At 43.8% G+C, this 13773-nt stretch carries 9 protein-coding genes and 1 pseudogene; 2 read left to right on the top strand and 8 right to left on the bottom strand.

Going from position 1 to position 13773, the window contains the following annotated elements; translation table 11 throughout:
* Window positions 1-150 precede the first annotated feature (150 nt).
* A pseudogene (locus tag H9Q77_RS00100) lies at window positions 151-246 on the top strand (DUF6061 family protein); the annotation flags it as partial.
* Window positions 247-405: 159 nt separating this feature from the next.
* Here H9Q77_RS00100 and H9Q77_RS00095 read toward each other — a convergent pair.
* The 8 genes from H9Q77_RS00095 to H9Q77_RS00060 form a co-directional block, all read right to left on the bottom strand.
* Window positions 406-2835 carry an ABC transporter permease gene (locus tag H9Q77_RS00095; protein ID WP_249326291.1) on the bottom strand — a complete coding sequence of 810 codons (2430 nt, stop codon included), beginning with the start codon at window positions 2833-2835 and terminating at the stop codon, window positions 406-408.
* Window positions 2832-3506 carry an ABC transporter ATP-binding protein gene (locus tag H9Q77_RS00090; RefSeq protein WP_249326290.1) on the bottom strand — a complete coding sequence of 225 codons (675 nt, stop codon included), beginning with the start codon at window positions 3504-3506 and terminating at the stop codon, window positions 2832-2834. The genes H9Q77_RS00095 and H9Q77_RS00090 overlap by 4 nt, the downstream gene beginning before the upstream one ends.
* 113 nt (window positions 3507-3619) lie before the next feature.
* Entirely contained in the window at window positions 3620-4885 is a 1266-nt protein-coding gene (locus tag H9Q77_RS17000) for a sensor histidine kinase (protein WP_249326289.1), read from the bottom strand.
* Window positions 4861-5550 (bottom strand): response regulator transcription factor, encoded by a 690-nt coding sequence (locus H9Q77_RS00080; RefSeq protein ID WP_249326288.1) that lies wholly within the window; start codon window positions 5548-5550, stop codon window positions 4861-4863. Before H9Q77_RS00080 ends, H9Q77_RS17000 begins: the two co-directional genes overlap by 25 nt.
* Before the next feature lie 154 nt (window positions 5551-5704).
* Window positions 5705-7276, bottom strand: coding sequence for a 23S rRNA (uracil(1939)-C(5))-methyltransferase RlmD (gene rlmD, locus H9Q77_RS00075; protein WP_330595990.1), 1572 nt, complete (start codon window positions 7274-7276; stop codon window positions 5705-5707).
* Between the two features lie 102 nt (window positions 7277-7378).
* Window positions 7379-8545, bottom strand: coding sequence for an FprA family A-type flavoprotein (locus H9Q77_RS00070; RefSeq protein ID WP_249326287.1), 1167 nt, complete (start codon window positions 8543-8545; stop codon window positions 7379-7381).
* 54 nt (window positions 8546-8599) lie between these two features.
* Window positions 8600-9547: a 3'-5' exoribonuclease YhaM family protein gene (locus tag H9Q77_RS00065; RefSeq protein WP_118546966.1), complete on the bottom strand. Its 948-nt coding sequence runs from the start codon at window positions 9545-9547 to the stop codon at window positions 8600-8602.
* A 26-nt stretch (window positions 9548-9573) separates the two neighbouring features.
* Window positions 9574-10932, bottom strand: coding sequence for a S1C family serine protease (locus tag H9Q77_RS00060; RefSeq protein WP_249326286.1), 1359 nt, complete (start codon window positions 10930-10932; stop codon window positions 9574-9576).
* 449 nt (window positions 10933-11381) lie between these two features.
* Between H9Q77_RS00060 and H9Q77_RS00055 the strand changes: the two genes are divergently transcribed.
* Complete coding sequence (locus H9Q77_RS00055; RefSeq protein WP_249326285.1) at window positions 11382-13763, top strand: endonuclease MutS2; 2382 nt, start codon at window positions 11382-11384, stop codon at window positions 13761-13763.
* Window positions 13764-13773: the final 10 nt, after the last annotated feature.

The raw sequence follows: 13773 nt of genomic DNA, 5'->3' as shown, positions 1-13773 counted from the left end.
GTGTTTATGAACTCTGATAAGGGCAAATACAATGGCAAAAAAATTATATAAAACAGTATAACATAAAATAAAAGTGACATGGTGGACTGATTGAAATGCTTCTTAATTTTTGCTACTAATGATTGATTAAATGATAAGAAGATGGGATATTCACTTGCAGTCGATGAACCACTTGAATATGCGAGATTATATCTTGAGGGCAATTTACAGATGTGGGTAGATACAGAAGATTCATTAGAGTTATAAAATGCAAGCAGCCTGTATGCTTCATTACACACAGGCTGCTTAATCAAATTTATTATAATTGATGAAAAATCGGTTGCATTTTGTCAAAAGTACAAAACTTTTTGAAGCCAAGTGCTTTTAATTCCTGTTATGATACTGAGGATATCCCAGCAATACTTGCTATCCCTGATACCTTATTCTTTCTACCAGCGTTTCCTTTTTCAGATTACTACTTAAAACATAGGAAAGCACAATTTGTAGAATACCAACCAGAAGAATCATAACAAGAATCGGGATAAGAGGAACGTGATAAACGTTCATTCCAAAAATCCCATTATGCTTCGCATAGGAAAACAGTGCATAGCCAAGGGGCAGACCGGCAGCAAGTGCGACGTAGATGGTGCCAACCGTAAAAATCAAGCCCTGTATTTGTAAGCTCAGATTCAACTGCTTATTGGTCATGCCTACCGCTTGCAGCACACCGTATTCCTGCTTCTTCGTGGTGATATTGATGATCATGGTGTTTGCCAGATTCATAAACCCAATGAGACCGACAATTGCCATGAACAGATAGCAGCCAAGCTTCATCATACGGCTTGTGTATTCTGCATATTGTAACTGTGCATGATAGGTATCCATTTTTATATGCGAAGTATTAGAAATCAAAGTATTCAGACTCTGTTCCACAGATGCAACATCTTTTTTATCACAGTCCACCCACAGATAGCCATAGGCTGTTCCCCTCGAATTCATGGAACGGTATACACCTTCCGGAATGACCAGATAAGTGTCCGCGCTTACAAAGGATCCTGCAATCTTTCCCTGATAGGTATAGGTTTCACTTCCATTCTCAAAGTCAAATACAATGGATTCACCCGGAGCATATCCATCTTGTTCCATCCACGTTGACCAGCCAAAGAAAATATCACCATTCTTTACCGCCTGATCATAGTCCATAGAGCCAATATCCCCGTCTTGGTGCATAAAATCAAAATCATTTTTACTCACAACAGCAGCCGGAAATCTTGTTCCGTTCAGATTTACAGAGACAATCTCTCTCGTCATGACATCTGTCACTCCTGGAATGCTTTTGATTTCTTCAATCATTGAATCATTCAATGGATTATCCGTCAGAATCGTATCCAGATTATTCTCCGGATAGGCCTCATCATAATTCTGGGAATAATCCAGCTGCAACTCAAATTGTCCATGGTTGATTGCAATCCGCGCCTCGTGCTCCGTGTCAATATTCCCAACATAATTAGAGATAATTACAAACAATACACAGGAAAGCCCCATGGTAAGAATCGTAGCAATGGTTCTTTTCGGATTGCCTGTCACATTTGCCATTGCCATGGAGAAAACGGTGACATCTTTTCTGCCTTTTCGTCTGCCCTGTTTTTGTGTTTTGGAGCCGTCAAGATACCGTGTCGCTTCGATGGGTGAAATCCGGGAAACAATTTTCATGGGTTTGCGCAGAGCCAAAACGACCGTAAGAAACGATACAAAAATGCAGATGAGCATAATTGTCAGTGAAAACAGAGGCACCTGATGGTTCTTGATTCCGGACGATACCAGATTTCCCTGCTCCACCAGCCGGTTGAAGCTGACTTTTGCAATCAGGAAACCAAACAGCAGCCCCAGCGGTATCGAAGGAACCGCCAGAAGAATGCCCTCACGAAAGATCAACTGCTTCATCTGCTTTCTGGTTGCACCCAGCGCCTTGATTTTTCCGTACTCCTGAACCTTCTGGGCGATCCCGACCTGGAAGATATTATAAATGACCACAACGGAAAACAGCACGATTCCGAGGATCAGGGTTCCACAAACCACAATCATTTCATAGCTCGGCTGCAATACCCACTGCAGGTAGAGGTCATTGATGATCACGTTTTTCTGGTCAATGCCGCAGGAATCCGCAATTTCTTTTATAACAGGCGCAACATTATTCATAGATACATTTGCAGAATCGCTCAAGGTAAAATAGATATTATATTGCCTGTCACCCTCCGCAACACGCTCATTATAAAAATCCTGCGAACCGAATACAACATAGGAAGCCTCGATGGTATATTCATCCCGGTCATATAAAATCCCGCTGACAGTAAATTCCACCGGTGCGTATTCCGACTGCATGCCGGAACGGTACTCCAATGTTACGGTGTCTCCGACCTTTACATCATGGTATCCCACTGCATCAAAGAAAGCGCGTCCTGCGGCAATTTCCTGCGCCTTTTCCGGATAGGTACCTTCCTTCAACACATATTCCTGATTATAGGGAAGCATTTTCCTGACCGTTTCATCCGCACTGACAAAGCCGCCATTTTCATTTCCTTTCAGGATGCCCTCCGTACACATGATGCCGATATCAGATATCTCAGCTCTGCGTTCCACTTCTTTTAATTGCGTACCATCTGCGGCGATAAACAGGCCGTAGTTGCTTCCATATGAGCCTGCCGCCTGACTTTTCTGCAAACGTATCATTCCATTTCCCACAGTACTGATAATCACAAGCAGCATCGTGGTCAGACATATGGACATCATAATCAGTATACTTCTTGTCCTGTTCCCTTTGTCATTGCTATATGCAATCCTGCTTATTGTTTTCATCTGAAATCCACCACCTGTCCGTCCTCAATCACCAGAATACGGTCAGCGACCTGTGCAATTTCGTCATCATGGGTAATCATTACAATTGTCTGTCCATATTTTTTTGCTGTCATCTTAAGCAGAGCGATTACCTCATCACTGGTCTTGGAATCAAGATTTCCTGTCGGCTCATCTGCAAATATAATTTCCGGACGATTCACCAGTGCTCTTGCAATTGCTACTCTCTGCTGCTGTCCTCCGGATAACTGATTTGGCAGATTATAAATCCGGTTTTCAATCCCCAGAGTTGCAATGATATCATTTACATACGCTTCATCCACTTTTCTTCCATCCATCCCCAGTGGCAGTACAATATTTTCCCAGACATTAACAGATGAAACCAGATTAAATGCCTGAAAAACAAATCCGATTTTTCTTCTGCGGAAAACAGCAAGGGCATCTTCCTTCATCCTGTATAAATCTTTCCCTGCTAAAGTAACACTGCCTTTTGTCGGGGTGTCTAGCCCTCCAAGCATATGAAGTAATGTACTTTTACCAGAACCTGACTTTCCAACAATTGCTACAAATTCTCCCTGCTCAATCTGAATGTCCACCTGATTGACCGCTTTGACCTGATTCTCACCTGCGCCATAAAACTTACAAAGCTGCTTGGTTTCTAATATCACACTCATGTGTTGCCTCCTTTTCATCCTACATCCAAATTGTATCAGGGCAATCTTTCATTTCACTTTCAAAAAACGAGCAGAAGTCTTACAGAATTGTAAGATTTCTGCTCACTTAAAATTTAACCAACATATGGTAATTGAATCACAAACGTGCTTCCTTTTTTCTTTTTGCCGGAGGTTACCGTAATCGTACCTGCGTGTTTTTCGATAATTTCTCTCGATAGAAAAAGTCCGATTCCTGTACCACTCTTTTCCATGACCTCCTTGGAACTTCCTCTGTAAAATCGTTGAAAAATTTTGTGATACTCATTCTGCGGAATACCAATTCCCTGATCCTCAATTTCCATTCTTACAAGATCGTTTCTTTTTTGTAATCGGATAAATATTTTTGAACCACACGGACTGTACTTGATTGCATTATCTAAAACGTTAATCACAGCTTCACCAAGCCACCTTTTATCCTGCATAATCGTGCATGTTTCCAGCTCTTTTGCATAGTCAAAAACGAATTCAATTTCTTTCTCATCCGCTTTTGGATAAGTGCGGTTCACAGCAGATATGACAGTATCCATAAGCGGAAGTTTTTTCTTATTAATCTGAATCAGTCCAGTTTCCATCTTGGATATTTCAAGAAGCGACTGCAATAATGTCTCCAGTCCATCCAGAGCACTCCGACAACGGATACGAAACTCCTCCTGTTCTGTAGCACTTAAGTCATTCTGCATCAGCACACTAAAACATGTATCCAAAGCTGCAACCGGTGTCTTTAACTGGTGAGAGATATCAGAAACCATTTCTTTCGTGCTCTCTTTTTCTTCCCTTGCTTCTTCCTTTAGCAACTGAATATGATGTCCGATTGCTTCAAGCTGGTCATTCAATTTTTCCAGTTCTGCTGGATTTTCCGTTTCCAGTAAAGCATGAAATTTATTTTCACGGAATCTGATCAGAATTTCTTCCAACTGGTCTAAAATTTTCTGATGACACGCATCTTCTTTTTTCTTCCAATAAAGTAAAAAAGTCAAAAGAAGCACGCATATCACAGTGCTTACAGCACCGGTCACCATAACCTGATGCCGGAATTGCGAATAAAATGCATTCCCTTTATTCCCCCAGTATCCATATTGCTCCAATAATTGCCTTCCTTGTTCGTTGGTTTCAATATCCTTATCCTTAAGCAATTCCGAAACAGCATCCAGCCCGGAAAATTCTTCCTTTGCAGCAATCTCTGTCATAAGATTCATTTTATATTTATAATCTTCATAAAACACATATGTGGTAAAGCAATTTAATATTGCAAACAATACTATGACAGGCAATACCAAGGAGAGCGCTACTGTGATCTTCTTGCGATATCTCTTTGTCACTGCCTTACCTCCTGATTCCATATATACCCAAGACCTCTGATATTCTTTATATAGACCGGTGCAGCCGGATTGTCTTCGATTTTCTCACGGAGTCTTCTGACATTAACAGCGATTGTATTTTCATCCACAAAATCCCCTTCCAGATCAAACACATTTTCCAATATTTGTGTTTTTGAAAGAATCTGTTTCGGATTCTGAAGAAAAAAAGTCAGCATTTTCAGCTCCGTTTTCGTCAGACTGATTTCACGACTCTTTATCAGGACTTTCATTTCTCCTGCGATAAATACGATATCTCCCGAAATCATCTTTCCGGCATCCGTTTTCTCCTGTCTGCGGCGGAAATGTGCTTCTATTTTCAAAAGAAGTACCGAAAGACTAAACGGCTTTGTAATATAATCATCTGCCCCTGCTTCATATCCCATGACCTGATCCATCTCCTGATCTAGTGCTGTAAGACAAATAATGTATGTATTATAATTGCATCTCATCCACCTTACAAATTCCAGTCCATTCCCATCCGGAAGATTCACATCACAAATGGTAACATCCACATTATTATCACTTGCAATTCTTTTCGCTTTTTTCACTGATTCTGCTGAAAAAACCTCATATCCGGATTTTTTCAGTGAAAATGTAATTCCACGATTTAAATTTTCATCATCTTCAACCACGAGTATACCTGGCATAGCATCTGCACCTCTCTTTATTAACTATTCATCTTAAAATGCTTCAATGCCTCCACAATTGCACTCTCTTTATCTTCTGGACACTGCGGTTGCCTGCTATCTTCATTTTTAGGTAAATTATAATTCTTTCCAATCTCAATTCCGCATTTTCTCTTTACCTGTGAGATGCCTTAGTCTCTGCAGATGTTATATCCATATCATCAAGTTCAATCGTGACATTAATGTAATCATCCGGCTTTTGTTGGGACAAAAGAACAACCGTCTCCACATGCACCGTCATTCCAAACTGGTCCACGCCTCGGACCTTCCGGATCTCATATCCACCATCGCAGAGGATCTTCAGGTCTCTGGCAAGGGTGGCGGAGTCACAGCTGACATATACGATGCGTTCGGGCTGCATGCGGAGCATAGTGTTTAAGCAGGCATCATCACAGCCTTTTCGGGGTGGATCCACGACAATGACATCCGGATGGAGCATTTCATCGGAAGATGCCTCTGCAGTTGCCTTTTCGTAGAATTCCGGCAGGACTTCCTCTGCTTTGCCAACGAAAAATTCAGCATTTTCAATATGATTTCTCTTTGCATTCTCTCTGGCATCGTCGATGGCCTGGGGGATGATTTCCACACCGCATACCTTTTTGGCTTTGCCCGCCAGGAAGAGAGAGATGGTTCCGATACCACAGTAGAGATCCCAAACGGTCTCTTTTCCGGTCAGCCCCGCATATTCCAGTGCCAGGCTGTAAAGCTTCTCAGTCTGTACGGGATTTACCTGATAGAAGGAGAGAGGAGAGATCTTGAAGGTTAATGCATCCCCTGTATAAGGATAATTTTCTTTTTGCATGTCTCTTACGTGGATCGTATCCTCAATGGTACTCTCACCCCAGAGGTTATGGATTTCGGTACCCATGATCACATTGGTTTTCTCGGTATTGATACTGACTGACACACTTGTCATACCTTGGATTTCTGCCAGTGTAGCCAGTAATTCTCCCTGATTTGGTAAAAACTCATTCGTATTCTTCTGTACTCCGGCAGTAGGGTATGACATTTTCGTCATTTTCTTATTAATGACCAGACATACCATCAACTGTCCACTGGTGAAGCCTTTCCGGATCAATACATGACGTACCAGACCCTTGCCGGTAACTTCGTCATAGGCGGTTACTTTATTTTTATGCATATAGGAGAGTATGGTTTCTAGGATCTGCTGATTCTCAGAAGCACCGAGGGCGCAGTTCGTATTGGCAATAATGGTATGGGTGCGTCCGGCATAGAAACCGGTGATGACATTACCGTCTCTATCAGTTCCTATGGGGTACTGCGCTTTATTACGATAGTGGAAGGGTTCCTCCATGCCTACAATAGACTGCATGCGTTCATCAATGTATTCCGCATCGAACCCACCGATCCGGATCAGATGATTGCGGATCTTCTGTTCCTTGAAATGCAGCTGCTCAGAGTAGGAGAGTGCCTGCAGCTGACAGCCGCCGCACTGTCTGTGATATGCACATTCCGGTTCCACACGAAAAGGAGAAGGCTGTAACACCTTCTCTAATCTGGCATAAGCGTAATGTTTTTTACTTTTTATGATCTTGGCTTCCACCTGATCGCCGATAACGGCATCTTTGATAAAGAGGGCAAAACCGTCTACTTTACCGATTCCTTCTCCGTCACTTCCCATATCCTCTATGGTTACCGTTACACGATCGTTCTTTTTAAATTCCATAAATATCCTTATGCCTTTCCGTAACCTGCAAACTTTTTTGTACTTTAGTGCCATATTCTAAAATAGCTTACGCAGGCTCATATTTGCGTGTGTAAAATTTTCTCAGCAAAGTTCCTCAGCCAGCTTTCCGATCTCGCCCTTGTTCTGCGCATTCATGGCAGACTTGATGCTAACTGTAGTCTCTGTAAATGTCAGATTCTTGCTTTTTTCAAACATTCCAAGGATCAGTTTGCCTGCCATGGGTGCCCAGGTGCCGTTCTCAATGATTGCCACCTTACGATTCTGGTAATTACGCTCGGTCAGACCTTCGATAAAACTGCGCATGCAGGGGAAAAGGTCTCCATTATAAGTAATACCCGCCAGCACCAGTCTGTCATAACGGAAAGCATCGGCAACAGCTTTTGCCTTATCGCATCTTGCCAGATCATACAGTACTGTTTTCTGTCCTTTTTCCTGCAAAACATCCGCGAGGTATTCTGCAGCATTTCTGGTATTGCCGTAGACAGAAGCATAGGCAATCACCACTCCGGATTCTTCCGGCTGATAAGAAGACCACTTATCATATTTTTCCAGATAGAATCCCAGATTCTCCTTAAGTACCGGACCGTGAAGAGAGCAAATGGTCTGAATGTCCAGTCCTGCCGCTTTTTTCAGAACAGCCTGTACCTGCGGACCGTATTTTCCGACGATGCCGATATAGTAACGCCGTGCCTCGTCCGCCCATTCTTCCTCTACGTCCAAAGCACCGAATTTACCGAAACCATCTGCAGCAAACAGTATTTTCTCGGTTGCTTCATAAGTCATCATAACCTCCGGCCAATGCACCATGGGTGCATAGACAAAATGCAGGCTGTGCTGTCCAAGCTCCAGGACGCCATCATTCGCCGCAACAATGCGTTGTTCCGCGGGTAGTCCCTGTTCGGCGAAAAACTCCGGGAAAAACTGTTCCATGAACTGAAATCCCTTAGCTGTGGATACTACTGTGGTTTTGGGATATTTTTTCAGAAAAGCCGGAATACTGGCGGAATGATCCGGTTCCATATGCTGTATAACAAGATAATCGGGCATTTTCCCACCAAGAACCTGTTCCACATTGTTCAGCCATTCTTCGGTGAAAAAGCCATCCACTGTGTCCATAACGGCGATTTTGTCATCCAGGATCACATAGGAATTGTAAGACATTCCGTTCGGAACCTTATACTGTCCCTCAAACAGATCTACCTGATGATCGTTTACACCCACATATTTTACACATGCACTGATTTCCATATGTTTCCTCTCTTTCCTGTCTGTTCATAGAATTTGTAGTATTTATTCTGTTATTTATTCCATTTTGGTAGCGCGCAGATTGGATTCAAACAATCTGTTGTAACCCAGCCAGCCACTGTTTTCACTATTATTTTCCAGAATTTCCTTAAAGGTCTCCATCTTGGCATCCGTATCATCCGCATAATTCAGAGCCACTGCCTCGATCAGCGCCGGCACCTTTGGGGAGCCGTATTCCAGTTTACCGTGATGCGCCAGAATACAATGCTGTAATTCTGCCAGCAGATTGTGAGGGAATCCGTCGATCTTAGCGGCTCGTTCCCCAACCATCTGTGCGCCCATCACGATATGTCCCAATAACTGACCGTCATCGGTATAATCATTCACCGGAAATGCAGAAATCTCTTTTACTTTTCCGATATCATGACACATAGCCGCTGTCAGTAGCAGATCTCTCTGTAAAATAGGATAAGCAGAGCAGTAGTAGTCACACAGCTTGGTAACGCTTAGAGTGTGCTCCAACAGTCCGCCTACAAAACCGTGATGTACCGTCTTGGCTGCAGAAGAGTTGCAGAATTTCTTTGCGAAATCTGCATCGTCAATAAACAGATCCTGCAATAGCTGGTGCAAATAGGTGTTCTTAATGCTTCCGATCAGAGTCTTTAATTCATTGTACATAGTGTCGATGCCTTTGGAGCTCACCGGCAGATAATCGGATGGATTATATTCTCCTTCATGGCAGACACGGATACGCTTCACGCTGATCTGCAGCTGCCCCTGGAAATTCGTCACATCACCGTATACCTCTATGTAATCCAGATCATCATAATCACCGATGCCCGGATTGTTCGGCTCCCATACCTTGGCGTCGATCGTTCCGGTCTTATCCTGTAAAATCACGCTTTCATAGGGTTTGCCGTTCTTGGTAACAGCCTCCTGTTTATGTTTGCACAGATAAATATCAAACACTCTGTCGCCTTCTTTTAACTCTTTAATGAATTTCATATTGTTGTCCAAACCTTTCTGTCAATCTATTTCAACACCGTTAATGTGATGTCGAATTTCATCTCTTTATATTCCTGCTGTGACTGACGCATAATCGTCAGTTCTACATTGTCTCCCGGTTTCATACTGAGCAGAGAGTTCGTATACTCGTCAAAGCTGACGATCACGCGCTCACCGAATCCTGTGATGACATCTCCCTGCTGAATGCCCGCCAGCATGGCAGGAGAGTCCATTTCTACCTCTTTAATATAAGCTCCGTAAGGAACCCCAAGTTCGCTGTTGGCTTCCTCCGTAACATCCACACCCTTGAGACCCAGATAGGCGAATTTTTCTCCATTTGACATTTTCTCGATATGACGCTTCAATTCCGTAATACCGTAAGCACATACCATATTTTTCATATCTGTGGCAGATTTGCCATTGGTAATGATACCAATGACCTGTCCCTGAAGATTGAATAATACACCGCCTGCATTCTGACTACCTACAATATTCGTCTGCAGAATCCGATAAGTGGTATCCGATGCCGCCGACTCACTGGCGGAAGAAGTAATGATGCCATATCCCAGTGAGCCGTTAGTACCCATGGGACGCCCCAAAGCCACCACCGGAAGTCCGGCAATATCTTTGATATTGGAAGATCCAAAAGTAGCGATCGTAATATCATTCTTCAGAAAATCTTTATTCAGAGTATCCAACTCTACGGCAATCACCGCCAGACCTGTAGTCTCATCTTTTTCCTTCAAAGATGCATCTGCCTGGGTGCCCTCATTAAATGTGACAATAATGTCATCTGCTTGTTTTACCGGAGAATAATCGGTTAAAATCAGTAATTGCTTGCCATTTTGCGCTATGATCACACCGGATGACTGGTTCTTGCTCTCATTTACATTATTGAACCAGTCCACATCGGATGACACTCCTGTCACAGTAACCATGGAACGGTTCATTTCTGCCACATACTGGGCAAGAGCACTGTAAATCTGTTTGTAATTATCCAGATCCAATATGATTCCGGATAACAGTTCCCGGATCTGCTCCTGTTCCATAATCTCACCAGGAACAGAAGAGGACTGACTGTTCTGATTCTCCTGCTGCATATTCTCTGCCAGCATCTGCTCCGGAGACATCTCATCCTGATCTTCGGGGAATACCACCACCTGTGGTTCCTCTTCCGGGTACAACCAATTACTGATCACCGGTTCCAAAACCAAGAAAGTGAAACAGGCCACCAGACCGAAGATCACCGCCATGGAAACCGTGATCAAAGTCCTGCGCAACAGCTTTTTCTTATTTACCGGACGTTCCTTGATCTTTTCTATCATAAAATTTTTCTCAGAAACGTCATTTTGTTCCTTCTGCTTATTTTCTTGCGAATCCGCCATAAATATGCCTCCTCTGCTGCCTACAGATACACCGGCTTTTTCTTAGGACTCTAATATCTCAATTATACAAAACTGTACCAAAAAAGGCAATAAATATGGTATAATAAGCTCACCCATAAAATCCTGCGTGACTGCTCGCAGGCAAAGCAGGATTTCTATGAGGGGAGCAAACAGACATGAGCAAGAAGGACGATAGTCCGGATTGCGAATGGATATAACGATTTCGAGAGTGCTCAGCACGAAGAAATCGTGTTATTATGTAAACCAGCATTGAGTAGTACCAAAATCGAGAGATGTCAATTCGACTGCTTGCAGGCGTAATTGACAGATCCGATTTTGATAGGGCGAAAGCCCGACAGCGAGGAAATGCATAGCATTTTCGAGCTTGTACTGCATGAGCAAGAAGGACGATAGTCCGGATTGCGAATTTCAATATTAAGGAGCCCCACATGAACACAAAAGTACTCACCACTTTAGAATATAATAAGATCATCGATCTCCTCACGGAGAAGGCCGACTCTGAGCCAGGTAAAAAGCTTTGCCGCGATCTGGTGCCTTCCACCGACCTATCTGCTATCAGAACCGCACAGCGGGAGACAAAAGACGCTTTAGCCCGTCTCTTCCGTATCGGCAGCACCTCATTTGGAAGTAACAGAGACTTAGGTTTTTCCATCCGTTCTCTGGAAATCGGCAGTTCTTTGTCCATGTCCGAATTGTTGAAGCTGGCATCATTTTTGGATAATGTCAGCCGGATCAAAACCTATGGAAAAAAAGAACGGGAAGACCTCCCAAATGACAGCCTGGATGCCTACTTTGAGGGACTTACCCCTATGACACAGCTTGCCAATGAGATCAACCGCTGTATTTTATCGGAAGAGGAGATGGCAGATGATGCCAGTCCTAAATTAAAAAGTATCCGCCGCTCCAAGCTGTCCACCAATGAAAAAATCCATAGCCAGCTGACTTCCATGGTAAACGGCGCTTACCGTACCTTTTTGCAGGATGCAGTCATTACCATGCGTGATAATCGCTACTGTATCCCCGTAAAAGCCGAATATAAGAGCCAGGTGAGCGGTATGGTGCATGACCAGTCCTCCACCGGTTCCACCTTTTTCATCGAGCCGGCTGCTGTCGTGAATCTGAACAACCAATTAAAAGAACTGGATCTGCAGGAGCAGGAGGAGATTGAAGTTATTCTGGGTGATCTGAGCAGCCAGGCTGCTGTTCATACCTCAGAGCTTGCCGCGGATCAGAAGATCATGACTACGCTGGACTTTATCTTTGCCAAGGCAAAACTTGCCATGGAACAGAATGCCACAGAGCCTATTTTCAACACTGAGCATTACATCCAGATCCGTAAGGGCCGTCATCCACTATTAGATAAGAAAAAGGCGGTTCCCATTGATGTCCGTCTGGGTAAAGATTTTGACCTGTTGGTGATCACCGGTCCCAATACCGGTGGTAAGACCGTGTCTCTGAAGACGGTGGGACTGTTTACCCTGATGGGGCAGGCGGGACTGCATATTCCGGCACTGGATCGTTCCGAACTGTCTATTTTTTCGGAAGTATACGCAGATATCGGAGATGAACAGAGTATTGAGCAGAGTTTGTCCACATTCTCTTCTCATATGACCAGAGTTGTCCACATTTTGCAGCACGCAGATGCGGATTCCCTGTGTTTATTTGATGAACTCGGTGCCGGAACAGATCCTACGGAGGGTGCCGCTCTGGCAATTGCTATCTTAAATTATCTGCATGACCGCGGCATCCGCACCATGGCTACCACGCATTATAGTGAGCTGAAAATCTACGCACTTTCCACGAATTTTGTAGAAAATGCCTGCTGTGAATTTGATGTGGAGACCCTTCGCCCCACCTACCGTCTGCTCATCGGTATTCCCGGTAAAAGTAATGCTTTCGCCATTTCTTCCAAACTCGGACTGTCCGATGAGATCATCCATGCTGCAAAAGAGCAGATCAGCAAAGAGGACGAAAGCTTTGAAGATGTCATCGCCGATCTGGAACAGAGCCGTGTGACCATTGAAAAAGAACAGCAGGAGATTGCGGAGTACAAAGAACGGATCCGTACCTTACAGGAACAGTTACAGAAGAAAAACGAAAAAATCGACCAGGCTAAAGACAAAATTCTCCGCGATGCTAATGAGAAGGCAAGAGCCATTCTCCAGGAAGCAAAGGATGTAGCCGACGAAACCATCCGTGATTTCAATAAAGCAGGCGCTTCCGCCGACATCAAGGAACTGGAGAAAAAGAGACAGAAGGTCCGTGACAAGATCAATGAGAAGAACGGAAAGCTGGCTCTTGGTAATACACAAAAGAAACCTGCTGATCAGAAGACAGTGGATCCAAAGAAACTGAAAAAAGGAGATTCCGTGAAGATCATTTCTATGAATCTCAAGGGAATCGTAAACACTCTGCCGGATGCCAGGGGCAACCTCTTCGTACAATGCGGAATTATGAGAATGCAGACGAATGTTAATGATCTCGTACCGGTAAAAGAAGAGACTATTACAGCACCTGCCCTGCAGCGTACCAACACCGGCAAGTTGAAAATGTCCAAGTCCTTCTCCGTGTCCTCCGAGATCAACCTTCTGGGATGTACGGTAGATGAAGCCATTGCAAAACTGGATAAATACTTGGATGACGCTTATCTGGCTCATCTCCCCAGTGTGAGAGTCGTGCACGGAAAAGGCACCGGTGCCCTGCGCAGTGCCGTACAGTCTCACTTAAAACGTCTGAAATATGTCAAAGAATACCGGTTGGGTGAATACGGTGAAGGCGATGCCGGTGTAACCATTGTTACTTTTAAATAATAACTGACAG

It is taken from the genome of Simiaoa sunii (assembly GCF_014337175.1).
Taxonomy (GTDB): domain Bacteria; phylum Bacillota; class Clostridia; order Lachnospirales; family Lachnospiraceae; genus Acetatifactor; species Acetatifactor intestinalis.
Note: the sequence above shows the minus strand (reverse complement) of the source record. Positions and strands in the feature narration are given on the sequence as shown.